This is a genomic window from Streptomyces sp. NPDC050997 (assembly GCF_040660135.1).
Taxonomy (GTDB): domain Bacteria; phylum Actinomycetota; class Actinomycetes; order Streptomycetales; family Streptomycetaceae; genus Streptomyces.
The window spans coordinates 82,505-107,978 of sequence record NZ_JBFAGK010000022.1 but is presented as its reverse complement, the minus strand read 5'-3'; the positions used below and the strand labels follow the sequence as shown (position 1 = coordinate 107,978).

The following is a 25,474-nucleotide window of genomic DNA, read 5'->3' as shown; positions in this document are numbered from 1 at the left end:
TCCGTGAAAGGGCTGGTCAGTGCATTCGTCCGGCCGATCGTGCCCGCGTGAGGGATCAGACCGCGCTCTCCCCGCGGGCCACCAGGTCCAGGGCGATGTCGGTGATCATGTCCTCCTGGCCGCCGACCATGCCGCGTCGGCCGACCTCGACGAGGATGCCGCGGGTGTCGAGGCCGTAGCGGGCGGCCGCCGTCTCGGCGTGGCGCAGGAAGCTGGAATACACCCCGGCGTATCCGAGGCTGAGGGTCTCGCGGTCCACCCGGACCTCGCGGTCCTGCAGCGGACGTACGAGATCGTCGGCGGCGTCCATGAGCGGGAACAGGTCGCACGCGTGCTCCCACCCCATGAGGTCGGCGACCGCGATGAACGCCTCCAGCGGGCAGTTTCCCGCTCCCGCGCCCTGGCCCGCGAGCGAGGCGTCCACCCGTACGGCGCCGCTCTCGACGGCGACGACGCTGTTGGCGACGCCGAGGGCGAGGTTGTGGTGGGCGTGGATGCCCAGCTCGGTGGCCGGGTCGAGGGTGTCGCGGTAGGCGCGGAAGCGGTCGCGGACGCCGTCCATGGTGAGGCGGCCGCCGGAGTCGGTGACGTAGACGCAGTGGGCGCCGTAGGACTCCATCAGCTTGGCCTGGCGGGCGAGTTCGGCCGGTTCGGCCATGTGCGACATCATCAGGAACCCGGCGACGTCCATGCCCAGGTCGCGTGCGGCGGCGATGTGCTGGGCGGAGATGTCGGCCTCGGTGCAGTGGGTGGCGACGCGCACCGAGCGGATGCCCAGGGCGTGCGCCTGCCTGAGGTCGTGCAGGGTGCCGATGCCGGGGAGCAGCAGTGTGGTGGGCACGGCGTGCCGGGTGACGTCGGTGACGGCCTCGATCCACTCCCAGTCGGTGTGCGCTCCGACGCCGTAGTTGATGCTGGAGCCGGCCAGTCCGTCGCCGTGCGCGATCTCGATGGCGGCGACTCCGGCGGCGTCCAGGACGGCGGCGATGGCGCGGGCCTGGTCGACGGTGTAGCGGTGCCGGACGGCGTGCATGCCGTCCCGCAGGGTCACGTCCTGGATGTACAGACGGCTCATCGGGATGCCACCTCCGCGGCGATGGGGGTCCCCGCGCTCATGGGGGTCCCCCCGCTCGAGCGAAGTCGAGAGTGGGGGAGAAGCCGAGAGTGGGGGAGGGCGGCCATGCGCTCGGCGGTGCGCAGCGCGGCCGAGGTCATGATGTCGAGGTTTCCGGCGTAGGCCGGCAGGTAGTGGGCGGCGCCCTCGACCTCCAGGAAGACCGAGACCTTCAGGGCGTCGCCCGCCCCCGGGGCGAGGGCGCGCAGCGGGTCGTCGCTCGCCACGCGGTCGAACTGCACCTTCTGCTTGAGCCGGTAGCCGGGCACGTACGCCTGGACGCGGCCGACCATCTCCTCCACGGACGCCGTGACGGCCTCGGTGGCGCAGTCGGAGACCAGGCAGTGCACGGTGTCCCGCATGATCAGCGGGGGTTCGGCCGGGTTGAGGACGATGATCGCCTTGCCGCGGGCGGCGCCGCCGACCTTCTCGATGGCGGAGGAGGTGGTCTCGGTGAACTCGTCGATGTTCGCCCGGGTGCCGGGTCCTGCGGAGCGGGAGGCGATGGAGGCGACGATCTCGCCGTAGTGGACGGGCGTGACGGCGCCCACCGCGGCGACGATCGGGATGGTGGCCTGGCCGCCGCAGGTGACCATGTTGACGTTGGCGGCGCCGAGATGGGCGTCGCCGTTGACGGGCGGGACGACGTACGGGCCGACGGCCGCCGGGGTGAGGTCGACGAGGGTGCGGCCCAGCGGGCGCAGGACCTCGTCGTGGTGACGGTGGGCGCCGGCCGAGGTCGCGTCGAAGACGAACTCGACGTCGGCGAACTCGTCCAGTGCGACGAGCCCCTCGACGCCCTCGTGGGTGGTGGCCACTTTGAAGCGTCGGGCGCGGGCCAGGCCGTCGGAGTCCGGGTCGATGCCGGCCATCGCGGCGATCTCCATGCTCTCCGACAGCCGCAGGATCTTGATCATCAGGTCGGTGCCGATGTTGCCCGACCCGATGACGGCGACTTTGGTCTTGTTGCTCACTGGTTCGGTCCTGTTGCTCGCTGGTTCGGTCTTGTCGCTCACTCGGCGTCTCCTTCGGCTTCGGCGGCGAACCCGGCCCGTACGGAGCCGAGGTCCGAGATACGGGCCTCGAACACGTCGCCCGGGGCGGCCGGGACCATCGGGCCGAGGGCGCCGGTCAGTACGAGGTCGCCCGCGCGCAGCGGATCGCCCCGTTCGGCGAGCGCGGAGGCCAGCCATACCGCCGCGTTGAGGGGGCTGCCGAGGCAGTCGGCGCCGGTGCCCTCGGAGACGGTCTCGCCGCCCCGGGTCATGGTCATCGTCACGGCACGCAGGTCCACGGCGGTGAGCGGTACGGGCGTGGCGCCCAGGACGTACAGACCGCAGGAGGCGTTGTCGGCGACCGTGTCGACGAGGGAGATGTCCCAGCCCCGCACCCGGCTGTCGACGATCTCCAGCGCGGGCAGCGCGAAGTCGACCGCGCGCAGCAGGTCGACGACCGTGCACTCCCGGTGCGGCAGGTCAGCGCCGAGGACCAGCGCGACCTCGGCCTCCACCTTGGGCTGGATCAGCCGCCCGGCCGGTACCTGGCCGCCGTCGGGTACGGCCATGTCCGCGAACAGGGCACCGAAGTCGGGCCGGTCCACGCCGAGTTGCTTCTGCACGGCCACGGAGGTCAGGCCGATCTTGCGGCCGACGATCCGGCGGCCGGCGTCCAGAGCGCGCCGGACGTTCAACTGCTGCACGGCGTACGCGTTCTCCAGATCGCCGCCGTCGTCGAACAGGTCACGCACCGGCGGGCAGGCGGCCCCGGTACGGGCGGCGTCCGCCAGCAGGTCGGCGGCCTTGACCACGGCCGGTGGGGCGGCGTCCGGACGGACGCCGTCGAGCACGGTCGACACGGGATACCTCCAGGAGCGGGAGAAGCGGGGCTAGGACTCGATATAGACATCGCCTCCGGGAAGGCACAAACTCTGTTCCGTGACACGGAACAATGTGGGCGCCAGCATGCTGGAAAAGGCCACACTCATCCTCGAAAGCTTCAGTCCGAGCGGTGGACTGTACCGTCTGTCGGAACTTTCGGAGCGCACTGGCCTGCCCAAGCCGACGGTGCACCGGTTGGCGGCGGACCTCGTGCGGCTGGGCTGGCTGGAGCGCTCGGGGCCGCGGTACCGGCTCGGCGCGAAGCTTTTCGAGCTGGGTTCGCTGGTCCCGCACCGGCTCGATCTGCGGGAGACGGCCCTGCCCTTCCTGCAGGACCTGTTCGAGGCCACCCGTGAGACGGTCCACCTCGGTGTACGGGAGGGCCTGGAGGTGGTCTACCTCGAGCGCATCCACGGCCACGCGGCCCTGCGGCTGCCCTCCCGCATCGGGGGCAGCCTGCCGCTGAACTGCACCGGCGTCGGCAAGGCCCTGCTCGCCTTCTCGGGTGCGGAGCTGACCGAGGAGGTGCTGTCCCGGCCGCTGCCGAGCCTCACGCCCCACTCGATCACCGACCCGGATCGCCTGCGCATGGCCCTGGAGAAGATCCGGGTCTCGGGTCTCGCCTACGAGGAGCAGGAGGCCGCCCTCGGCGTGAGTTGCATCGCGGCTCCCGTCTTCGCCGGCGGCACCACGGTCGCCGCCCTCTCGGTGGCCGTACCGCGCGCCCGCTTCAGCCCGGCCCAACTCGCCCCCGCCGTACGCACCGCGGCCCTGGGGCTGTCGCGTGTGCTGCGTGGGGGCGGCTGAGGAGAGGGGGCGTCGCCGGAGTCGCGGGGACCCAGACGGGCGCCGCCCCGAGACCCGGTCAGGCGGCCGTCAGGGCTATCGGCTCTGAGCCACCCGTGACGGCTGTGCGAGGCCGGCTACGACGGCGCCGGGTCGGTCGGCCATCGACGGGCGGTGATGCCGGTGACGATGAGGTCGATGCCGGCGAGGAACTCTACTCGGTCGTCGTGATCGCGTAGTTGGTCCGCGACGTTTCGGGTGAACGCGTATTCGTCGGGATCGAGGTCGGCCCATGTGGCGGAGACGGTGCTGAGGAACTCGGTCCGGTCCGTGTCCAGTTGGTGACCGCGGGCGTTGGCCGCGTTCTGTCCGCCCACTCCGAGGACGTAGTTCAGTAGCGCGGACGCGGCCGTGAACTGGGCGGCGTGGGGCACTCCGAGCGCTTGGACCTGGCGTCCGATGTGTTCGAAGACGCGCAGCAGCGGTGACTGAGACGGAGCGCGGGCGAGTTGTGTGCCGGCCCACGGGTGGGCGTCGATCGCGTCGAACACGCCGAGTGCGAGGGCGCGGATCGCCTCCTGTGGCGTCGCATCGGAGGTGTCGGCGGTCACCGCGCCGGCGACGACGGCGTCGGTGGCGGCACTGAGGAGTTCCTCCTTGCCCGTGACATGCCAGTAGATCGCACCGGGCCCGGTGGCGAGGCGCTCGGCCAGTGCGCGGAACGTGAGTCCGCCCTCGCCCGCCGTGTCGAGAAGCCCGATCGCGGCCTCGACGATGCGCTCGCGGGAGAGCGGTTCCTCTCGTCGCTCCGGACGACGCGTCCTGGTTGCCATGCGTACATCCTGACACACGCCTGGAACGCTGTTCCAGCTTGACATCTCTGGAACGCTGTTCCAGGCTCGTACTGGAACGGCATTCCAGAGATGTCCTGTCGGGTGCCCACCCGGCGGAGGTGCGACAAGCAAGGACCCACCATGACCACTGAAGTCACGATCATCGGCGCCGGACTCGGAGGACTGACCCTCGCCCGCGTCCTCCATGTCCACGGCATCCCGGCCACGGTCTACGAGGCCGAGTCCTCGTCGACCGCCCGCACGCAGGGCGGGTTGCTCGACATCCACGACCACAACGGCCAACCGGCTCTCCAGGCGGCAGGCCTGACCGACGAGTTCCGCGGCCTCGTCCTGGAGGGTCGCGAGGCGACCCGGGTCCTCGACCGGGACGGGACCGTTCTGCTCGACGAGACCGACGACGGCACGGGTGGACGCCCCGAGGTGCAGCGCGGCGAGCTGCGGCAGATCCTGCTCGACTCCCTACCCGCCGGCACCGTCCGGTGGGGCCACAAGGTCAGCGGTGTCCGTGCCCTCGGCGACAGCCGTCACGAGGTGACCTTCGCCGACGGCACCACCGTCGTCACGAGTCTGCTGGTCGGCGCGGACGGCGCGTGGTCACGAGTCCGACCGCTGCTCTCCGACGCCATGCCCGAGTACCTCGGCAGATCCCTCATCGAGACCTACCTGCTCGACGGCGACACCCGGCACCCCGTCAGCGCCCGGGTGGTCGGTGGCGGGGCGCTCTTCGCGCTCGCGCCGGGGAAGGGGATCCTGGCACACCGGGAGAGCGGCGGGACCCTCCACACCTACGCGGCGCTCTCGAAGCCGCAGGACTGGTTCGCCGGTGTCGACTTCACCGATTCCGCCACGGCGACCGCGCGGATCGCGCGGGAGTTCCACGGCTGGGCGCCGGAGCTCACCGCACTGATCACCGACGGTGACACCGCGCCGGTCCTGCGCCCCCTCAACTCCCTGCCGATCGGGCACCGGTGGGACCGGGTGCCGGGAGTGACCCTGCTCGGCGACGCCGCCCACCTCTCGGCCCCGTCCGGTGAAGGCGCCAACCTGGCCATGTACGACGGCGCCGAACTCGGCAAGGCCCTCGCCGCGCACCCCGATGACGTCGAGGCCGCGCTCACCGAGTACGAGCAGGCCATGTTCCCCCGCAGCGCCGAGGCCGCCACCGAGGGCGCCCACATCCAGGAGCTCCTCTACGACGACAACGCACCCCACAGCCTGATCAACATGTTCACCGGACACGAGTAGCCCGACACAGCACACGCCGTCGTGTGTGAGGCGCGGAGTGAATGCGGGGGAGGGGCTGCGCGTCGCCATGGCCGAGGAGCGGCAGCCGACGTGCTCGGCCCGGTCATCACGGCGCCGGGGGTGGTCCGGTCCATGAGTCGGCAGTCGTCGCGACACCCTCTCGCGCAGCTCACCTACCTCAGCGCCGCAACTCCCCGTGCGCCGTCTCCGGCAGTCGCAGATACACCAGTGAGGACACCAGGCACAGGGCGGCGACGTACCAGGGGAAGAGGCTCGTGTGGCCGGTCTCCTTGAAGAGGGTGCCGACGTACGGGGCCGTGCCGCCGAACAGCGCGACCGTCAGGGAGTAGGGGAAGCCGATGCCGGCCGCCCGCACCCGGGGCGGGAAGATCTCGGCGTTGACCGCCGCGCTGATCGACGTGAAGCCGGTCAGCAGGATCATGCCCGCGCACTGTACGAGCAGCAGGACGACGAAGGAGTCGCGCAGGGAGTGCAGCAGGGGGACGCTCAGGAGGGCGAAGCCGAGGCCGAAGAAGAGGAGCAGGGGGCGGCGGCCGAAGCGGTCGGAGAGCAGTCCGCCGAGCGGCTGGAGCAGGCCGAAGAAGGCGAGCGAGATCGTGCCCGCGAGCAGCGCGTCCGACTTGTCGACGCCCGCGTTGAGTTCGGCGTACGTCGGCAGGTACGACGTCCACGTGTAGTAGGCGATGGTGCCGCCCGCCGTGATGCCGCAGATCAGGAGGGACTCGCGGGGGTGGCGGCGCAGTGCCTCCAACAGGCCCGGGCGCGGCGCCTGTTGCTGCTCGGTGCTGCGGGTCTCCTGCGCGCCCTGCCGGATCCAGAAGCCGACCAGGCTGAGTACGGCCCCGAGGACGAACGGGATCCGCCAGCCCCAGCCGTTCATCTGCCCGTCGCTCAACGTGTTCACGAGCAGGGTGGCGATCCCGGACGCGACGAGCTGACCGGCCGTGGTCGACACATACTGGAAACTGGAGAACAGCCCGCGCCGGCCGGGCCCCGCCGACTCGACCAGGAAGGTCGTCGAGGCCGCGAACTCGCCGCCCACGGACAGGCCCTGGAGCAGCCGCGCGAGCACCAGGACCACCGGGGCGAGGACACCCACCGCCGCGTACGTCGGCGTCAGCCCGACCAGCAGACTGCTGCCGCCCATCAGCAGGATGGTGACGGTGAGCGCGGCGCGCCGGCCGTGCCGGTCCGCGACGGCGCCCATCAGCAGCCCGCCGACCGGCCGCATGAAGAAGCCCACCGCGAACACCGCGAACGTCGACAGCAGCGGCACCAGCGAGTTGTCCGCGCTCTTCGGGAAGACCTCGGCGGCGATGTAGGTGGCCAGGAAGGTGTAGGCGTACCAGTCGTACCACTCCACGGCGTTGCCCACGGAGGCCGCGAGGAGCTGACGTACGGGCCGTTTCGTCGGGGTGGACGGCGACGTGTGTGTCTCTGTCATGATCGCGACCATCCCCCGGCCCCGGTACCGGCACACCTCACGTACCGACGACTTTCACATCAGCGACACCAGACCCTTCCCTGACGTTTGGTGGGCTTGGGAAGCTCGCACCGCGCGCATTCGCTCACGTTCCGGCCATCCGTACCCCAGGATGAGAGGCACCCACTCATGCCCGAAGTCAATCGGCGCAGATTCCTCCAGCTCGGGGGCGCCACCACGGCGTTCACCGCGTTGTCGAACAGCATTCAGCGCGCGGCCGCCCTCCCGGCGAACGACCGCACGGGAACTATCGAGGACGTGGAGCACATCGTCGTCCTGATGCAGGAGAACCGGTCCTTCGACCACTACTTCGGCTCGCTGCGGGGCGTCCGGGGCTTCGGAGACCCTCGGCCGGTGACCCGTGCCGACGGCAGGACGGTGTGGCACCAGTCGGACGGCACCAAGGACGTCCTGCCCTTCCACCCCGACGCCGACGACCTGGGCATGGCCTTCGTCCAGGACCTTCCGCACGGCTGGAACGACGGTCACGCCGCCTTCAACGGGGGCGCGTACGACAAGTGGGTGCCCAGCAAGGGGTCCACGACCATGGCGTACCTGAACCGTGACGACATCCCGTTCCACTACGCGCTCGCCGACTCCTTCACCATCTGCGACGCGTACCACTGTTCCTTCATCGGCTCCACCGACCCGAACCGCTACTACATGTGGACGGGTTACACGGGCAACGACGGCCAGGGCGGCGGCCCCGTCCTGGGCAACGACGAGGTCGGCTACGGCTGGACCACCTACCCCGAGCGCCTGGAGAAGGCCGGAGTCTCCTGGAAGATCTACCAGGACGTCGGTGACGGCCTCGACGCGAACGGCTCCTGGGGCTGGATCCAGGACGCCTACCGCGGCAACTACGGCGACAACTCGCTCCTCTACTTCAACCAGTACCGGAACGCGAAGCCCGGCGACCCGCTGTACGACAAGGCCCGCACCGGCACCGACTACACCAAGGGCGAGGGCTACTTCGACCAGCTCAAGGCCGACGTCAAGGGCGGGAAGCTGCCGAAGATCTCCTGGATCGTCGCCCCCGAGGCCTTCACCGAGCACCCCAACTGGCCCGTGAACTACGGCGCCTGGTACATCGCCCAGGTCCTGGACGCGCTGACGGCCGACCCGAAGGTGTGGGCGAAGACGGCCCTGTTCGTCACGTACGACGAGAACGACGGCTTCTTCGACCACCTGATCCCGCCGTTCCCGCCCGCCTCCGCCGCACAGGGCAAGTCCACGGTCGACGCTGGTCTCGATGTCTTCAAGGGCGACAGCGAGCATGTCGCCGGTCCTTACGGTCTCGGCCAGCGGGTGCCGATGCTCGTGGTCTCGCCCTGGAGCAAGGGCGGTTACGTCTGCTCCGAGACACTCGACCACACCTCGATCATCCGGTTCATGGAACGCCGCTTCGGTGTGCACGAGCCGAACATCTCGCCCTGGCGACGGGCCGTCTGCGGCGATCTGAGCGCCGCGTTCGACTTCTCCCGCAAGGACACCCGTCCGGTCGCCCTCCCGGACACCGACGGCTACGAGCCGCCGGACCGCGAGCGCCACCCCGACTACGTGCCGACCCCGCCCGCCCACCCGGTGCTGCCCCGGCAGGAGCGTGGCCTGCGCCTGGCCCGTCCGCTCAGGTACGCGCCGCGCGTGGACGGTTCGGCGGACACGGTGAACGGGAAGTTCACCCTCACCTTCGCCTCCGGAGCGAAGGCGGGCGCCGCGTTCCTGGTCACCTCCGGCAACCGCACCGACGGTCCGTGGAGTTACACCACCGAGGCCGGCAAGAGCGTTTCGGACACCTGGAACTCGGCGTACTCGACGGGGTCGTACGACCTGACCGTGCACGGTCCGAACGGCTTCCTGCGTGTCTTCAAGGGCGCGAACAAGACGGCAGGACCCGAGGTCACCGCGCGCCACACCGGCGACGACATCGAGCTGACCCTCACCAACAAGGGCTCCGGCACGGCCCGGTTGAAGGTCGCCGACGGCTACGGCGGCCGGGCCAGGACCTTCACGGTGCGGGCCGGGGTCACCGTGCGCCACACCTTCGACCTCGCGGCGAGCAGGCGCTGGTACGACCTGACCGTCACGTCCGAGGCCGAGCCGGCCTTTGTGCGGCGATTCGCCGGACATGTCGAGAACGGGCGCCCCGGGGTCAGCGACCCGGCTGTCACAACGGAGTAAAGCCTCCGTGGGGCGGCCCATCAAGGCTGGCCGGAAATGGATGGTCCCGGGGTACTGTGCCCCGGTGACAACGCAATCGAACACTCCTGCAGGTTGGTACCCCGATCCGCACGGGGCGCCCCAGACGCTCCGTTACTGGGACGGTGTGCAGTGGACCCAGCACACCAACCCGGACCAGCAGCAGGCGGCCCCGCAGATGCCGCAGCAGCAGGCCGGACCGGATGCGGGTGTGCAGCGTCAGGTGCAGCAGCAGGCCGGGGTCGCCGCGGGCGGCCCCGGCGGCGGCAGCCTGTTCAGCGAGCCGGTGCTCGTGGTGAACCAGAAGGCCAAGCTGATCGAGCTGACCAACGAGTACAAGGTCATGGATCAGAACGGCAACCAGCTCGGCTCGGTCGTCCAGGTCGGGCAGAGCGCGCTCAAGAAGATCCTTCGCTTCGTCGCCAGCATCGACCAGTTCCTCACCCACAAGCTGGAGATCCGCGACGCCTACGGACAGCCCGTGCTGCTGCTGACCCGGCCCGCGAAGTTCCTCAAGTCGCGGGTGATCGTGCAGCGTCCGGACGGCTCGCCGGTCGGTGAGATCGTTCAGCAGAACATGATCGGCAAGATCAACTTCGCGATGAACGTGAACGGCCAACAGGTCGGCGCGATCAAGGCGGAGAACTGGCGGGCCTGGAACTTCGTGATCGTCGACCACACCGAGAGCGAGGTCGCACGGATCACCAAGACCTGGGAAGGCCTCGCCAAGACGATGTTCACGACCGCGGACAACTACGTCCTGCAGATCCACCACCAGCTGCCCGAGCCGCTGCTGAGCCTGGTCGTGGCGACGGCGCTGACCGTCGACACAGCGCTCAAGCAGGACTCGCGCGGACTCGGCTGAACCTGCCGCTCGGTCGAGCTCGGTGCTCGGCCGGGCCGGTGCTCGTCCGGTCCCGGTGCCCGGCTGGGCCGCCCGGTGCCCGGTCGAGCACGATCCCGATCCCGGTCAGCGGGCCCGTTTCCGGTCAGCGGGCCCGTTTGCGCTCAGAACGACGGTCACAGTGATGTGAGGTGTCCTGGCGTCGCCGGCCGGGGCATCAGCGCCGGTTCGGCCGTCGCCGTTGCCGGCTCCAGCGCCAGCACCACCGCCACGGGGTGGTCGTCCACAGCGGGGCCGTCCACGGGGAGGGCGTCCTGCGCGGTGTGCGGTGTCGCCCGGGTGAGCAGCAGCACGCCCCAGGACGCCAGTCCCGCTCCCGCCAGCGCGAGGAGCACGCCCGCCGCGCCGCCCTGCAGTCGCTCGCCGAGCAGGGCCAGCCCGATCACCGCGGCGGCCGTCGGATTGGCCAGGGTCACCATCGCGAGCGGGGCGCCGAGGCCACCTCGGTAGGCGGTCTGGGACAGCAGGAGTCCGGTTGTCGCGAAGGCGGCGACGAGCAGCGCGACTCCGATCACCTGCACGCCGAACAGCGACTCCGTGCGGTCCGTCGCGGCCACCGTCACCGTCTGGGTGAGCGCCGAGGCGACTCCGGAGGCGAAGCCGGACGCGCTCGCGTGCCTGAGGCCGGGCCGGGCTCCCGGCCGTGCCAGCACACCGATCAGGGTCGCCGTCACTCCCGCGACCGTCAGCGCCTCGGGCACGCTCAGCACGTCCTCCGGGGCGGGCCCGGACGCCGTGACCAGGATCGCGGACAGACCGACCAGGGTGAGCGCGGTTCCTCGCCACTCCACCGCGGCGACCCGGCGTCCGGCGACCCGCGCGCCCAGCGGCACCGCCGCGACCAGGGTGAGTGCGCCGAGCGGCTGGACCACGGTCAGCGGACCGTACTTGAGGGCGACGACGTGCAGCAGCGCGGCCGCCGCGTTGAGTCCGACCGACCACCACCAGGCGCCCGAGCCCAGCAGCCGCAGCAGGCCCGAGCCGGGGTTGCGGGAAGCGAGCCGTTCCTGGGCGACGGCCGCGGCGGCGTAGGCGACGGCGGAGAACAGGGACAGTGCGACGGCGAGCAGGGTGGCGTTCATCGGCCCGCTCCGACCAGGACGATCTCGTCGGCCGGTACGAGTTTCTCCTGGGCGCGTCCGGCGGTCGTGGCCGTCCGGTGCGGCAGGTGGATCACCGCGAGCGCGAGAGCCAGCAGGACACCGGCCGCGAGCGCGTCGAGCCAGTAGTGGTTCGCCGTACCGACGATCACCAGCAGGGTCAGCAGCGGGTGCAGCAGCCACAGCCACCGCAGGCGCGACCGGGTCGCCACGATCAGGCCGATCGCCACCATCAGCGCCCACCCGAAGTGCAGCGACGGCATCGCGGCGAACTGGTTCGACAGGTGGTCGGTCTGCGGCGGGCCGTACACCGAGGGGCCGTACATCCGGGCGGTGTCCACCAGGCCGGTCGCGGCCAGCATGCGCGGCGGGGCGAGCGGGAACACCAGGTGCGTGACCAGGGCCGCGGTGGTGAGCGCGGCCAGGACGCGGCGGGCCCACACGTAGTGCGCGGGGCGGCGCAGATAGAGCCAGACCAGGAAGGCCACGGTGGCCGGGAAGTGGACGGTCGCGTAGTAGGTGTTCGCGAACTGCGCGAGCGTGTGGCCGTGCAGCAGCAGGGACTGTACCGAGCCCTCGCCGGGCAGCTGGACGGCCCGCTCCAGGTCCCACACGCGGTGGGCGTCGCGGAAGGCCTCGGCGGTGTGGCCCGTCGCCAGTTGCCGGCCGAACTTGTAGACGAGGAAGAGCCCTGCGACGAGCAGGAGCTCACGGACGAGCGGCGGCCGGGCTATAGCGCCAGGCTTGGCTGTTGCAGGCTCGGTGCGGGCATTCATCCCCCGGCCCTTTCGCTGACGGTGGTGCGAGTGCCGTGCTGTACGAGCTGATGACTCGTCGAGCACGTGGAACTCATCGATACGGGTGCGTACCGATACGACAGTGTACCGATACGACAGTGTACCGATACGCCAGTGTACCGATACGGCGGCGTACCGGTACACTGGCGTATCGATTGACGTACGACACACTGGAACGCGAGCCTTGAGGTCGCCGGACCCGAGCGAGGAGACGAGCAGATGACGTCGCAGGCCGCGGAAGAAGCGGAGGGGCCGGAGACGGCCGCCGCCTCGCGCCGCTCCAAGATCACGCCCGAGCGTGAGAGGGAGTTCTTCGACGCTGTCCTCGAGCAGATCCGCGAGTGCGGGTACGACTCGCTGAGCATGGAGGGCGTCGCCACCAGCACGCGCTGCAGCAAGTCGACGCTGTACCGGCAGTGGCGGACCAAGCCCCAGTTCGTGGCGGCGGCCCTGCGTGCCAACCGGCGGGTGCGTTTCATCGGCATCGACACCGGTTCGCTCGCCGAGGATCTGCGCGCGGCGGCCCGGGCCGCGGGCGCCTGGTCGACGAACGACACCAAGCTGGTGCAGGCACTCGGCCACGCCGTCACCCAGGACCAGGAGCTGGCTCAGGCGCTGCGTGAGGCGCTCGTGGAGCCGGAGATCGTCGCGCTGGGGGAGATCCTCCGGCGGGGCGTCGAGCGGGGTGAGGTCGCCGGGGACCATCCGGCGCTGGAGTACGTCCCCGCACAGATGTTCGGCGTCCTGCGCGCCCGGCCAGTCCTGGAGGGAAAGTACGCGGACCCGGACTATCTGGTCCGCTTCGTGGACGCCGCGGTGCTCCCCGCGCTGGGCCTGACCGGCGGATCGGGCTGCAGTGCGGCCACGTCGACCGAGCAACCCACGTCGTCCGGGGCCTGATCCGCCGGACAGGCCCGCCTGAGGCCCAGTCGGCTGAGACCCAGGCATCACCTGAGACCCAGGCCGCCGTCCATGAGATGACTGGACGGTGACCTGTTCGCGCCGCACCGTGGGGACGGGGGCGGCGCGCACCCCGGCCGGGTGGAGCTCCTCTTGAGCGGAGGGGTGCTCCACCCGGCCGTTCGTGTTGGAACGGTCAGACGTCCTGGCCGCTGCCGCCGCCCTTCGACACCTTGATGCCCTTGGTGATGTCGTCGAGCACGGACTGCTTCTCCTCGACGTCGACGCCGAAGCGGACGACGACCAGCTGCTTGGCGTTGGCGGGGGACGGGAAGACCAGCGACTGGACGTACCCGTCGGAGCCCTTGCTCGTGACCGCCTTCCAGCGGACCAGGTACCCCTTCTGCCCGGCCACGGTCACCGCCTCGGAGGCCAGCACGTCATGCGAGGTGATCTCGCCGTAGCCCGCCCCGTAGGACTCCTTGGCATTGGCCGAGATGTCCGCCTTCGCCACCTCCTCGGCCGTGCTCCCCTTGGTGCCGAGCGCCAGCGCCGGTGCCGAGTACGCGCCGCCCTTGGTGCACTTCTGGGAGGTGTCGCCGGGGCAGTTGTAGGAGTCGTTCGACGTGAGCTGCGCGCCGACCGAGGCCTCCCGGCCGTACCAGCCGTCCGGGATCGGCAGACTGATCCCGTCGATCGCGTCGGTCACCGAGCCGCTCTCGATCTTCGGTGCCTCGGACTCGTCGGGGCCGGGCGACTGGTCCGGCTCGGGCGACTGGCCGCCGGAGCCGCCGGACCCCCCGGAGCCGCCCGAGCCGCCGAAGGGGCCGCCCTGGCCGCCCTGCCCCGGCTGCGAGTTGGCGGTGTCGTCGGCCCCGCTGTCACCGCTGGACAGGGCAAACACGCCCACGCCTATGCAGGCCAGGACCACGGCGGCGGCGCCCACGGCGATGCCGGTGCGCAGCCCGCGCCGCGAGCCGCTCGGCGGCTGGGCCGGGGACCCCGGGTACTCCGGGTAGCCGGGATGCGCCGGGTACGGTCCCACGGCCGGCGCCTGCGGCGGGGGACCCCATGCGGCGGCCGATCCCGAGGGGCGGGTCTGGTCCGTCCACGCCGTACCGTCCCACCAGCGTTCGGTGGCGGGAACGTCATCTGTCTGCCCGGGGTCGGGATACCAGCCGGGAGGAGTCGCCTGCGTCATGCCCCCACCGTATGAGTACTCGGTGAAAGAGGGATGAGAGGGATCCCGTTCCGGCCGGTATCAGTCCAGTACGAGCCGCACCGGCCCTTCCCGCGTCGGCGCCGGCGGCGGCAAGGGGACCCCCCTCTCGGCCACCGGTTCCGAGTCCGTCGGCCGGACGGACTCAGCCTGACTCCTGGTGCACCGGGTGCTGCCGACCCGGGCCAGGCGCGCGTTCAACCGCGTTGCCTGAGCCATCCGGCGCACTGCTCCATGTGAAGGCGATCTTCGGAGAACCAGCTCTGCCACGGCTCATCCAGCCGTTGCCAGGCAGCGGGCTGGCCCTCTTCGGGGACCAACTGCGTGCTCCGATCGACGACCGTCATGAAAGACACACCCATGGTGGCCGACGAGCCGGGACGATAGGAGCGCACGGTGACAGCCGCCGGCGTCCTGAGAAGTTCCGTCTGCACTCCGGTCTCCTCGAACAACTCGCGACGGGCCGACTCTCGTGGCGTCTCTCCGGGATCCACCCTGCCGCCGGGCGGCACCCACCCGCGCCACCGATGCCGCACCAGCAGGACATGCGTCAACGCGCTGTCGAACACCCAGACTTCGGTTGCCAGCGGACCATCACCTGCCGCTTCAGGGCGAAGCAGCCACTCCAACGCGTTGTCGCGCTCAGCAAGAGCCTGACGTGCGTCACCGATCGCAGCGTCGAGGACGCGTTGCGATATCAGATGGTGGGTCACCTGCCGAGGGTACGTCGACCCACTGACAGTTCAGAGAATGCGGGCCCTGCGGCTCGTGTCCAGAAAACAGGTACTGATCTTGCCTTTTGACGCTGCCGTGGGGCGAGAAGCAGCCGATGATTCAGCTCCGCGAGATCGCTGCCGGCACCACTCGGGTCAGCCACCTGCCGCCACCCCGAACCACCGTCATCGGGACGTTCAGCTCATGCCGCACACCCGACTGGGTGCCGGCTCTCGCATAGTAGGAGTTGGACCTCACCAGCGATCAGATCGGGGCGTCGTCGGTCAGCGAAGGCAGCAGCGCCCCCCGTCAGCGTCACCGCCCGCCGCAGCCTCGGCCACAGTGCCGCGCCCGGCAGGACGCACCTAATCATCGCTCCTGGACGTGCTCTTGGGGATTGGGCCTCTCCCCGGTGACGAGGGCCGTCTCCTCGTCGAACCCGTCGAACCGGCACTTCTGACTGATGGTCACGTTTCATGACCGCTGGTCACGGGCAGGGCGCGTCGACCGCCGTACCCGACGTCACCCGTCACGGCAACAGGTACCGGGACCGGCCTCCGCTTCGGCAGCGGGACGGCTACGCTCAAGTTCTGTACGTCGTTCGGGCGACTATGGGGAGGTAGCGGGATGACGGAGGTAGGGCCCACGACGGCCGCCTCGGCCGCCCTGTGGGAACGCGACGCGGAAGTCGACTCCGTCCTGGCGGCGGTTCGGGCCCTGCGTGCGGACAGCGCCTCCTCGGGCAGCCTGCTGGTGGTCCGGGGCGAGGCCGGCTTCGGCAAGACCGCCCTGCTCGCCGAGACCCGCCGTATCGCCGAACGGCTCGGCTGCACGGTGTGGTCGGCCCGCGGCGGCGAGACCCTCAGGTCCGTCCCCTTCAACGTCGTACGGCAGCTGCTGCAGCCCGCCCTGGTGTCGCTGATGCCGCAGGAGATACGCGAGTACCTCGGCGACTGGTACGACATCGCCGGCCCCGCCCTCGGCCTCACCGAGCCCGGCGAACGGCAGGCCGACCCGCAGAACGTGACCGACGGACTGGTCGCCGCGGTGCGTCGGCTGGCCCGGCGCGACTGGCCGCTGGTGCTGCTGATCGACGACGCGCACTGGGCCGACCAGGAGACCCTGCGCTGGCTGGCCGCCTTCACCAAGCGCCTCGACGACCTGTCCGTGCTGGTCGTGATGGCCCGCCGCCCCGGCGAGGTCAGCGGCGAGAGCGCCCGGCTCCTCGACGTGATCGCCGCCAGCGCCGGCGCCCCCGCCACCACCCTGAGCGCCCTCACCCCGCAGGCGACCGCCGGCCTCACCCGCGCCACCCTGGGCGACCACGCCGACGCCCCGTTCTGCCGCGAGGTGTGGGCCGTGACCGACGGCAACCCGTACGAAACCGTCGAACTCCTCGCCAAGGTGCGCGACAGCGGACTGCAACCCTCCGAGGGCGCGGCGGGCGAACTGCGCGCCCTGAACCGCGCGGCCCGCGGCGGCGGTCTCGTCGCCCGCCTGGAGGAACTCGGCATAGACGCCACCCGGTTCGCCTGGGCGGCGGCGATCCTCGGCACCGACATCTCCGTCGACCTGGTGGCCAAGCTCGCCACCCTGGACCGCGCCGAGGCGGGGCACTGCGCCGAACTGCTGCGCAGCGCCCGCATCCTGACCACGTCCGACCCGGCGAACACCCAGTCGGACGACGGCGACCTGGAGTTCGTCCACCCGCTGATCGCCACCGCCGTCTACGACTCCATCCCACCCGCCCTGTGCACCGCGATGCACGGCATCGCCGCCCAGGTCGTCACCGACTCCGGGCGCGGTGCGGCGGCCGCCGCCCGTCACCTCCTCCAGGTCCACCCGGACGACGACGAGGAACTCGTCGAGCAGCTGCGCGAGGCCGCCCGCGACCACCTCGCCGTCGGCGCCCCCGACGCGGCCCGCCGCTGTCTCGAACGGGCCCTGCTGGAACCCCCGTCGCCCGAGGTCCACGCGCGCGTCCTCTACGAACTCGGCTGCGCCACCCTGCTGACCGCGCCCGCCCGGACCATCGACCACCTCCAGACCGCGCTCGCCATGCCGGGCCTGGACGGCGCCGAACGCGTCGACGCCGTCTTCCGCCTCTCCCAGGCACTCCTGCACAACGACCAGCTGGAGGAGGCCGTCCGCACGGTCGAGACGGAGGCCGCCCGGCAGGTGCCCGGGCCCGCCCGGATGCGGCTGCAGGCCGTGCAGTACATGTGGGAGGGCATCCACGCGGGCGAGACGGCCTCCCCGGGACGCTCGCAACGTCTCGCCGAGCTCGCCCGGACCTGCGCCGGCCGGGACAACTCCGAGCGCGCCCTGCTCATCCTGCGCGGCTTCGACGCCATGACCCACGGAGAGAACGCCGAGGAGATAGTCGAACTGTCCGACCGTGCCCTGGTCAACGGCCTGCTCGCCCCCGGACTCGGCTGGACGGACACCGAGTGGGGCGTCGAACTCCCCATGATGCTGGCCTCCTCGTACGCCTACACCGACCGACTCGACCGTGCCGAGAGCCTGTTCACGCAGGCCCTGCGCGCCTACGAGTCGTCCGGCTGGAGCGGCGGCCACCTCGCCTTGGCGCACGCCTACGTCGGTCTCGGACACCGCAGGCGCGGCCGGCTCAGGGAGGCCGAGGCGTCCCTGCGCGAGTCGCTGCGCATCGCCGAACGCGTCGGCCGCGGGCTGCCGTTGTACTGGTCGGCGACCTGCAATCTCGTCGACACGCTGCTCGCCCGCGGCCATGTCGACGAGGCCTGGTCGATAGCCGAGCAGTACGGCTTCGCCCCGCCGTACCCGTCCACCATCGTGCTGCCCGACCCCCGCTCGGTACGCGGCCGTCTCTTGCTCGCGGTCGGCCGCACCAAGGACGGCGTCAACGAACTGGAGGCCGCCGAGAAGGCCGCCGCCGCGCGCGGCCATTACAACCCGGTGCTGGTCCCGTGGGCCGTCGACCTCGCCCGCGCGCTCGCCGTGGAGGACCCGAGCCGCGCCGCGCGGCTGGCCACCGATGCCCGTCGGCACGCCGAGCGCTTCGGCACGGACACCGCCATAGGAGAGGCCCTGCGCTGCGCGGCCGCCCTGGAGACCGGCCAGCGCGCGGTCCGGCTGGCCGGGCAGGCCGTCGCCTATCTGGAGGCCTCGCCCTGCCAGTACGAACACGCGGCGTCCCGGGTCGAGTACGGCATCCTGTCCCGCTCGGTCACCGAACTCAACCGGGGCCTGGCACTGGCGCGTTCCTGCGGGGCGGACGGGCTGGCGGACCGGGCGAGCGCGGCACTGGAGGCTGTACGCGGGCCGCGATAGGCACCCCCGGGCGGGCTCGTCCCCGAGCGGGCTCATCCCCGGGCGGGTTCGTACCGGGCGGGTTCGCCTCCGAGCGGGCTCATCCCCTAGCGGGCTCACCCCGAGGTGCTGAGCGCACGCGCTGCCCGGTCCGCGGCGTCGCGGCAGCGAGCCGCTGTCGGGCTCAGCCTCCCGAGCGCCGCTCGGTCATCTCTGCCGGCTGCCGGCGCACCCCCGAGCTGCCAACGCCGGGCACAGGGATGCGGGCGTCGACGAGGTGCTCCTGGCACCCTGTCGCCAGGACCACCCCGTGGCCCGGCGCCGCCGGGATCACCCCGCGGTGCCGTCCTCCTCCGCCAGTACCCGCTGGGCCGCCGCGAAGGCCGAGTTCGCCGCCGGGACCCCGCAGTACACGGCCGTCTGCAGCAGCACCGCGCCGATCTCGTCCGGTGTGAGCCCGTTGCGCCGGGCCGCCCGCACATGCATGGCCAGCTCGTCGTAGTGGCCGTGCGCGACCAGCGCCGTCAGCGTGATCATGCTGCGCTCGCGGCGGGTGAGGGTCTCGTCGGTCCAGATCTCGCCCCACGCGTAACGCGAGATGAGGTCCTGGAAGCGAGCGGTGAAGGGCGTCTGCCGGGCCTGCGCCCGGTCCACGTGGGCGTCGCCCAGCACCTCGCGCCGCACCTCCATGCCCCGAGGGGCGGGCCCCCCGAGGTGGGCCCGCAGCGCCGTCAGCACCGCCTCCGGACACTGCGCGGGCGCCAGGTGCGAGGCACCCGGAAGCTCGACGAGCGTGGCACCCTGGACCGCGTCCGCGATCTCCCGCAGATGCGCCGGCGGGGTCGCCGGGTCCTGCCGGCCGGCGACCAGCAGGGTCGGCATGGAGATGTCGTCCAGCCGGTCCCGCACGTCGAACGCGGCCAGCGCGTCGCAGCAGGCGGCGTACGCCTCCGGGTCGGCGTCCCGGTGGTCGCGGACCAGCTCCGGCACGGTGAACCCGGGCGTGAACCAGCGGGCGTCGGCGCCCTCCGCGAGCCACTCCACGCCCTCGCGCCGGACCCGCTCGGCCCGCTCCTGCCACGGCTTCGAGCCGTTGAAGTGGGCCGAGGAGCAGATCACCGCGAGGGACGCCACCCGCTCGGGATGGTGCACCGCCAGATGCAGCCCGACCGCGCCGCCCAGGGACACGCCCGCGTACGCGAACCGGTCGACGCCGAGGGAGTCGGCGAGCGCCAGCACCAGGTCGGCGAGGTCACCGACGGTCGCGCCCGGCCCGATCAGGTCGGCCGCGGAGCCCCCGTGCCCGGGCAGGTCCCAGCGGACCACCCGGTGGGTGACGGACAGCTCGGGGGCGACCTTGTCCCACAGCGCGTACGACGTGCCCAGCGAGGGCCCGAGCAGCAGTGGGGGAGCGGTGACGGGCCCCTCGGCACGGTGGTTGAGCAGCTTGTCGGTCAACGTCGCTCCAGAGCACGGTCGGTGAGGGCTGCGGCAGCGCCCGTGTAGCGGGTGGGGTCGGTGAGCCCGTCGAGGTCGAGGTCCTTCAACTCCGGCTCCTCGGCGAGGAGTTCACGCAGAGTCCGCTGCTCGCTGAAGGTTCGCCGGGCGAGTTCGGTGAGCAGCTCCTTGGCGCGGGCCCGGCCGAGCACCGGCGACAGCTCGGCGGACAGTCGCTCGGAGACGACCAACCCGTGGGTGAGGTCCAGGTGTTCGCGCATGACGTCGGCGTGGACGCGTAGGTGCTCGGTCAGTTCGGCGGTGTCGCGGGCCGCGCCGCCGACCAGCCGGAGCAGGTCCCGCAGCGGCTCCCACTCGGCGTGCCAGGCTCCGGCCGGCCGTTCGTCCTCCGCCGCCAGCGACCCGTACAGCGTGGCGGCGAGCTGTGGAGCGCGCCGGGCCGCGGCGGCGACCAGCGTGGACCGTACCGGGTTCGCCTTGTGCGGCATGGCCGACGAGCCGCCGCCGCTGCCCTCCGTCACCTCGGCGATCTCGGTGCGGGAGAGGGTGAGCACATCCGCGGCGATCTTGCCCAGCGCCCCGGCCGCGAAGGCCAGACAGCCCGCGAGGTCGGCGATCGGAGTGCGCAGGGTGTGCCAGGGGAGCGCGGGCGATCGGAGGCCGAGTTCACGGGCGTAGGCCCCCGGCAGCGCGGCCGGGTCTGCCGCGCCGTACGCCTGGAAGGCGGCCAACGTACCGGCGGCGCCGCCGAGTTGGGCGGGCAGGGCGTCCCGTGCGGCCGTCACCCGGTCCCGCGCGTCCAGCACCAGGGACCGCCACCCGGCCGCCTTCAGCCCGAACGTCGTCGGGACGGCGTGCTGGGTCAGCGTCCGGCCCGGCATCGCCGTGTCCCGGTGGTCGGCGGCGAGGCGGGCCAGTGCCCGCTCGGTGCGGCCGAGTTCGCCGAGGACGAGGGCCAGCGTGCGCGCGGCCACCAGCATCGTGGCAGTGTCCATGATGTCCTGGCTGGTGGCGCCCCGGTGGACGTACGGGCCGTACTCCTCGCCGACCGCCTTCGTCAGATCGGCCACCAGCGGGATGACGGGATTCCCGCCGGCTCGTGCGCGATCCGCGAGCGAGAGCACGTCGAAGCGGCCGGCGTCGGCCGCCTCGGTCACCGCCGTCGCGGCCTCGGCGGGGGCGAGCCCCAGCGCGGCCTGGACGCGGGTCAGCGCGGCCTCCGCGTCGAGCAGCGCCTGGAGGAACGCGTTGTCGCTGGTCGTGGCCGCGGCGGGGGAGCCCGCCCACCCGGGGGCGAGCAGGCCGGCGTCCGGTGGGGCAGATGTCACTGGAACTCCAGGAAGACCGTCTCGCCTTCGCCCTGAAGGCGGATGTCGAAACGGTACGTGCCGTCGCCCTGCCGGGCGGCGATCAGCGTGTCGCGCCGCTCCGCGTCCAGCCGCGCGAGCAGCGGGTCCACGGCGAGCGCCGCCTCGTCGCCCGGCAGGTAGATCCGGGTGTACAGGTGCACCAGCAGCCCGCGCGCGAAGACGCACACGCTGAGGTACGGGGCGCTCTGCCCGCGGGCGCCGGGCCTGAGGGTCCGCGCGGACCAGTGACCGTTCGCGTCGGTCTGGACGCGGCCCCAGCCGGTGAACTCCACGCCGTTGCGGCCGAGGAAGCCGCCGCTCGCCGGGTCCCGACGCATCGAGCCGTCGACCGTCGGCAGATTGCCGTCCGGGTCCGGGCCCCACAGCTCCAGGAACGCGTCCGGCAGCGGATCGCCCTCGCCGTCGTACACATACCCCTGCACGGCGATCGTGTCCGGGTGGCCGACGGGGGCGATGTTGCCGCCGCCGGGAAACGGCAGGGCATGGCCGTAGAACGGGCCGACCGTGTGCGACGGGGTGGGCAGTACGGTCTCCGGACGACTTGTGTCGATCTTCGTCATGGCAGGTCAGCGCCCTTCTTCGAGCCAGGTGGCGTGCGGCCCGTCGAGCACGATGTCCCAGTGGTAGCCCATCGAGAACTCCGGCACCGACAGGCTGTGGTCGTACGTCGCCACCAGCCGCTGCCGGGCCGCGTCGTCGGTCACCGACTGGATGATCGGGTCGTAGGGGAAGAGTGGGTCGCTCGGGAAGTACATCTGCGTCACGAGCCGCTGTGTGAACGCCGAACCGAACAGCGAGAAATGGATGTGGGCCGGCCGCCAGGCGTTGACGTGCTGGCGCCACGGGTACGGGCCCGGCTGCACGGTCGTGAACCGGTAGTGGCCGCTGTCGTCGGTGAGCGTGCGGCCGACGCCGGTGAAGTTGGGGTCCAGCGGGGCGTCGTGCTGCTCGCGCTGGTGCGCGTAGCGGCCGGCCGAGTTCGCCTGCCAGATCTCGACCAGCTGGCCCCGGATCGGGCGCCCGCCGCGGTCCAGCAGCCGGCCGGAGACGGTGATGCGCTCGCCGATCGGCTCGCCGTGGTGCTGCCGGGTGAGGTCGTTGTCGATCTCGGTGATGTCCCGCTCCCCGAAGGCGGGGGAGGACAGCTCCACCAGCTCCGGGTCCTTGCTGACGTCGATCGCGATCGGCGGCTGCTTCGGGTGCCGCAGCACCGAGGAGCGGTAGGGGGCGTAGCCGCGGCGCGGCTGGTGCTCGACGGGGCCGCCGTCGGCGATGCGCTTCTCGTACGCGGCGCGCTCGGCCGCGATCTCCAGGTCGATGTCGTGTTGGGTCAGAGGCATGGGGTTTCCTGGGGGTTCGGACGGTCTCGTCGAAGTCGGGGGCCGTATCGCGTCCTTGGGGCGCGGGGCGGTCTCGATATGCGGCTCCGCCGCGGGCGCGACCGCCACGGACGGCCGGCCGTTTCCGAACGGCGCTTTCAGCGTTCGAGGACGAGGGCGAGGCCCTGGCCCACGCCGATGCAGAGGGTGGCGACGCCGGTTCCGCCGCCCTGGCGGGCGAGTTGGTGGGCGACCGTGCCCGCGAGGCGGGCGCCGGAGGCACCGAGCGGGTGGCCGAGTGCGATGGCGCCGCCCTGCGGGTTGAGGATCGCCGGGTCGAACTCGGGCCACTCGGCCACGCAGCCGAGGACCTGGGCGGCGAACGCCTCGTTGAGTTCGAGCACGGACACGTCGTCGAAGGTCCTGCCCGCCTTGGTGAGTGCGCGGTTGACGGCTTCGACGGGGGCGAGGCCGAAGTAGTGCGGGTCGACGGCGTTGACGCCGGTGGCGGAGATCCGGGCGAGGGGTTCACGGCCGGTGGCCTTGAGGCCCTCCGCGTCGACGAGGAGCAGGGCGGCGGCCCCGTCGTTGAGGGGCGAGGCGTTGCCGGCGGTGACCGTCCCCTCGGAGGTGCGGAAGGAGGGCTTGAGCCTGGCCATCGCCGCCAAGGACGCGTCCTGGCGTACGCATTCGTCGGCGCCGAAGGTGAGCGGCTCGCCCTTGCGCTGCGGGATGCCCACGGGGACGAGTTCGGCGTCGAACAGGCCGGCCTCCTGGGCGGCGGCGGCCTTGCGGTGACTGTTCAGCGCGAACTCGTCCTGCTGTGCACGGCTGATCTTGTGCTTGTCGGCGATGAGTTCGGCGGACTCGCCGAGCGGGATCGTCCACTGCGGCTCCATCCTCGGGTTGACCATGCGCCAGCCCAGGGTGGTGGAGTACATCTCGGTGTGGCCGGCCGGGAAGGGCCTGTCGGACTTGGGCAGCACATACGGCGCCCGGGTCATCGACTCCACCCCGCCGGCCACGGCGACGGAGGCGTCCCCGGCCGCGATGGCGCGGGCGGCCTGGATGACCGCCTCCAGACCGGACGCGCACAGCCGGTTGACGGTCACCCCCGGCACGGACGTCGGCAGGCCCGCCAGCAGCGCGGCCATCCGCCCGACGTTGCGGTTCTCCTCGCCGGCGCCGTTGGCGTTGCCGAAGTACACGTCCTCGATCCGGGACGGGTCCAAGTCCGGGGTACGGGCCACGAGTTCACGGATGGCATGCGCGGCCAGGTCGTCCGGGCGTACCGACGCCAGAGCGCCGCTGTAGCGACCGATCGGGGTGCGGACCGCGTCGACGATGTAGACGTCCTTCAGGCTCACGGCTGGATCTCCTCGGGGATGCGGACCTTCGCGGCGGTCTTCGCCACGATCTCCTCGACCATGACACCGGGCGCGGTCTCCACCAGCACCAGCCCGTCCCCGGTGACGTCCAGGACGCCGAGGTCGGTGATGACCCGGTTCACACACGCCTTGCCGGTGAGCGGCAGCGCGCACTCCTCCAGGATCTTCGGGGAGCCGTCCTTGGCGGTGTGGGTCATCACCACGATGACCGTCCGGGCGCCGTGCACGAGATCCATCGCCCCGCCGATCCCGGTGATCATCTTCCCCGGGATGGCCCAGTTCGCCAGATCGCCCGCCGCGGAGACCTGCATGGCCCCCAGTACGGCGACATCGATGTGCCCGCCGCGGATCATCCCGAAGGACAGCGCCGAGTCGAAGAAGGAGGCCCCCGGCAATACCGTGACGGTCTCCTTCCCGGCGTTGATCAGATCCGGGTCCACCTGGTCGTCGGTGGGGTAGGGACCGGTGCCCAGGATCCCGTTCTCCGATTCCAGGATCACCTCGACGCCCGGCGGGAGGTAGTTCGGGATCAGCGTCGGCAGGCCGATGCCGAGGTTGACGTACTGGCCGTCCTCCAGCTCGCGCGCCGCCCGCGCGGCCATCTCCTCGCGTGTCCAGGCCATCAGCCGCTCACCGTGCCTCGTGCCTCGGGCGCGGAGATCGTGCGCCGTTCGATGCCCTTGTCCGCGGCCTGCTCCGGGGTGAGCGCGACGACCCGCCGCACGAAGATCCCCGGCAGATGGACCGCGTCCGGGTCGATCTCACCCGGCTCGACCAGTTCCTCCACCTCGGCGATGGTGATCCGGCCCGCCATCGCCGCGAGGGGGTTGAAGTTGCGGGAGGACTTGTTGAACACCAGGTTCCCGTGCCGGTCGCCCTTCCAGGCCCTGACCAGCGCGAAGTCGGTACGGATCCCGTGTTCCAGCACGTATTCCGTACCGTCGAACTCCCGTACCTCCTTCGGCGGGGACGCCAGCGCGACGCCACCGGAGCCGTCGTAGCGCCAGGGCAGTCCGCCGTCGGCGACCTGTGTGCCCACGCCCGCCGGGGTGTAGAAGGCGGGGATCCCGGCGCCGCCGGCCCGCAGCCGTTCGGCCAGCGTGCCCTGCGGGATCATCTCCACCTCCAGCTCCCCGCCCAGGTACTGGCGGGCGAACTCCTTGTTCGCGCCGATGTAGGAGCCGGTCACCCGGGCGATCCGCCCCGCCGACAGCAGTACCGCGAGGCCCGAGTCCATCGCCCCGCAGTTGTTGGAGACCACGCGGAGACCGCCGACCCCGCGCTCGTACAGTGCCTGGATCAGTACGTTCGGCACACCGCTCAGCCCGAACCCGCCCACCGCGAGCGACGCGCCGTCCGGCACGTCGGCCACCGCCTCCAGGGCCGTGGCGACCACCTTGTCCATCCGTGAAGCCCCATCCCGTCCGAGCGCCCG

Annotated in this window: 22 protein-coding genes; 6 read left to right on the top strand and 16 right to left on the bottom strand. The window is 71.6% G+C overall.

Translation table 11 applies throughout. The annotated features are described in order from the left end of the window. Positions 1–55: 55 nt before the first annotated feature. From dmpG to AB0H86_RS35960, 3 genes are read right to left on the bottom strand one after another with little or no spacing between them, the layout of a single operon-like run. Entirely contained in the window at positions 56–1,075 is a 1,020-nt protein-coding gene (gene dmpG / locus AB0H86_RS35970) for a 4-hydroxy-2-oxovalerate aldolase (protein WP_362448807.1), read from the bottom strand. Beyond that, positions 1,072–2,088: an acetaldehyde dehydrogenase (acetylating) gene (locus AB0H86_RS35965; protein WP_362448910.1), complete on the bottom strand. Its 1,017-nt coding sequence runs from the start codon at positions 2,086–2,088 to the stop codon at positions 1,072–1,074. The genes dmpG and AB0H86_RS35965 overlap by 4 nt, the downstream gene beginning before the upstream one ends. Before the next feature lie 38 nt (positions 2,089–2,126). Then, entirely contained in the window at positions 2,127–2,969 is an 843-nt protein-coding gene (locus AB0H86_RS35960; protein WP_362448805.1) for a fumarylacetoacetate hydrolase family protein, read from the bottom strand. Positions 2,970–3,075: 106 nt separating this feature from the next. On the opposite strand from AB0H86_RS35960, the gene AB0H86_RS35955 reads away from it, so the two are divergent. Beyond that, positions 3,076–3,798: an IclR family transcriptional regulator gene (locus AB0H86_RS35955; RefSeq protein ID WP_362448908.1), complete on the top strand. Its 723-nt coding sequence runs from the start codon at positions 3,076–3,078 to the stop codon at positions 3,796–3,798. Between the two features lie 116 nt (positions 3,799–3,914). Here the strand turns inward: AB0H86_RS35955 and AB0H86_RS35950 are convergent, their stop codons facing one another. Next, positions 3,915–4,610 (bottom strand): TetR family transcriptional regulator, encoded by a 696-nt coding sequence (locus AB0H86_RS35950; RefSeq protein WP_362448802.1) that lies wholly within the window; start codon positions 4,608–4,610, stop codon positions 3,915–3,917. Between the two features lie 141 nt (positions 4,611–4,751). Here AB0H86_RS35950 and AB0H86_RS35945 point away from each other — a divergent pair, with 141 nt between their 5' ends. Continuing rightward, the gene (locus tag AB0H86_RS35945; RefSeq protein ID WP_362448799.1) at positions 4,752–5,876 is read left to right on the top strand and encodes an NAD(P)/FAD-dependent oxidoreductase; all 1,125 of its coding nucleotides are present in this window, start codon (positions 4,752–4,754) and stop codon (positions 5,874–5,876) included. 178 nt (positions 5,877–6,054) lie between these two features. Here AB0H86_RS35945 and AB0H86_RS35940 read toward each other — a convergent pair whose 3' ends face one another. Next, positions 6,055–7,353, bottom strand: coding sequence for an MFS transporter (locus tag AB0H86_RS35940; protein ID WP_362448796.1), 1,299 nt, complete (start codon positions 7,351–7,353; stop codon positions 6,055–6,057). Between the two features lie 156 nt (positions 7,354–7,509). On the opposite strand from AB0H86_RS35940, the gene AB0H86_RS35935 reads away from it, so the two are divergent. Together AB0H86_RS35935 and AB0H86_RS35930 are read left to right on the top strand one after the other, a co-directional pair. Continuing rightward, complete coding sequence (locus AB0H86_RS35935) at positions 7,510–9,561, top strand: phosphocholine-specific phospholipase C (RefSeq protein WP_362448793.1); 2,052 nt, start codon at positions 7,510–7,512, stop codon at positions 9,559–9,561. Positions 9,562–9,625: 64 nt separating this feature from the next. Continuing rightward, positions 9,626–10,444, top strand: a complete 819-nt coding sequence (locus AB0H86_RS35930; protein ID WP_362448790.1) for a phospholipid scramblase-related protein — start codon at positions 9,626–9,628, stop codon at positions 10,442–10,444. A gap of 155 nt (positions 10,445–10,599) precedes the next feature. On the opposite strand, the gene AB0H86_RS35925 is transcribed toward AB0H86_RS35930, so the two are convergent. Continuing rightward, positions 10,600–11,565: a hypothetical protein gene (locus tag AB0H86_RS35925; RefSeq protein WP_362448787.1), complete on the bottom strand. Its 966-nt coding sequence runs from the start codon at positions 11,563–11,565 to the stop codon at positions 10,600–10,602. Then, entirely contained in the window at positions 11,562–12,359 is a 798-nt protein-coding gene (locus AB0H86_RS35920; RefSeq protein WP_362448784.1) for a phosphatase PAP2 family protein, read from the bottom strand. Before AB0H86_RS35920 ends, AB0H86_RS35925 begins: the two co-directional genes overlap by 4 nt. A 240-nt stretch (positions 12,360–12,599) precedes the next feature. Here AB0H86_RS35920 and AB0H86_RS35915 point away from each other — a divergent pair, with 240 nt between their 5' ends. Further along, complete coding sequence (locus AB0H86_RS35915; protein WP_362448780.1) at positions 12,600–13,280, top strand: TetR/AcrR family transcriptional regulator C-terminal ligand-binding domain-containing protein; 681 nt, start codon at positions 12,600–12,602, stop codon at positions 13,278–13,280. A gap of 196 nt (positions 13,281–13,476) precedes the next feature. On the opposite strand, the gene AB0H86_RS35910 is transcribed toward AB0H86_RS35915, so the two are convergent. After that, a complete protein-coding gene (locus AB0H86_RS35910) occupies positions 13,477–14,481 on the bottom strand; it encodes a DUF2510 domain-containing protein (protein ID WP_362448777.1) in 1,005 nt (334 codons plus the stop codon). Positions 14,482–14,696: 215 nt separating this feature from the next. Next, positions 14,697–15,212, bottom strand: coding sequence for an NUDIX hydrolase (locus tag AB0H86_RS35905; RefSeq protein WP_362448774.1), 516 nt, complete (start codon positions 15,210–15,212; stop codon positions 14,697–14,699). Between the two features lie 628 nt (positions 15,213–15,840). Here AB0H86_RS35905 and AB0H86_RS35900 point away from each other — a divergent pair. Beyond that, on the top strand, positions 15,841–18,525 hold the full coding sequence (locus tag AB0H86_RS35900; protein WP_362448771.1) for an AAA family ATPase: 2,685 nt from the start codon (positions 15,841–15,843) through the stop codon (positions 18,523–18,525). A gap of 309 nt (positions 18,526–18,834) precedes the next feature. On the opposite strand, the gene pcaD is transcribed toward AB0H86_RS35900, so the two are convergent. The 7 genes from pcaD to AB0H86_RS35865 form a co-directional block, all read right to left on the bottom strand. Then, positions 18,835–19,962: a 3-oxoadipate enol-lactonase gene (gene pcaD, locus AB0H86_RS35895; RefSeq protein WP_362448768.1), complete on the bottom strand. Its 1,128-nt coding sequence runs from the start codon at positions 19,960–19,962 to the stop codon at positions 18,835–18,837. Further along, positions 19,959–21,290, bottom strand: coding sequence for a 3-carboxy-cis,cis-muconate cycloisomerase (gene pcaB, locus AB0H86_RS35890; protein WP_362448765.1), 1,332 nt, complete (start codon positions 21,288–21,290; stop codon positions 19,959–19,961). Before pcaB ends, pcaD begins: the two co-directional genes overlap by 4 nt. Beyond that, positions 21,287–21,892, bottom strand: a complete 606-nt coding sequence (pcaG, locus tag AB0H86_RS35885) for a protocatechuate 3,4-dioxygenase subunit alpha (protein WP_362448762.1) — start codon at positions 21,890–21,892, stop codon at positions 21,287–21,289. The genes pcaB and pcaG overlap by 4 nt, the downstream gene beginning before the upstream one ends. Positions 21,893–21,898: 6 nt before the next feature. Then, the gene (pcaH, locus tag AB0H86_RS35880) at positions 21,899–22,672 is read right to left on the bottom strand and encodes a protocatechuate 3,4-dioxygenase subunit beta (RefSeq protein WP_362448759.1); all 774 of its coding nucleotides are present in this window, start codon (positions 22,670–22,672) and stop codon (positions 21,899–21,901) included. Positions 22,673–22,809: 137 nt separating this feature from the next. Beyond that, complete coding sequence (locus AB0H86_RS35875; protein WP_362448906.1) at positions 22,810–24,012, bottom strand: thiolase family protein; 1,203 nt, start codon at positions 24,010–24,012, stop codon at positions 22,810–22,812. A 2-nt stretch (positions 24,013–24,014) separates the two neighbouring features. Then, a complete protein-coding gene (locus AB0H86_RS35870) occupies positions 24,015–24,662 on the bottom strand; it encodes a CoA transferase subunit B (protein ID WP_362448756.1) in 648 nt (215 codons plus the stop codon). Then, positions 24,662–25,444, bottom strand: coding sequence for a CoA transferase subunit A (locus tag AB0H86_RS35865; protein WP_362448753.1), 783 nt, complete (start codon positions 25,442–25,444; stop codon positions 24,662–24,664). The genes AB0H86_RS35870 and AB0H86_RS35865 overlap by 1 nt, the downstream gene beginning before the upstream one ends. Positions 25,445–25,474: the final 30 nt, after the last annotated feature.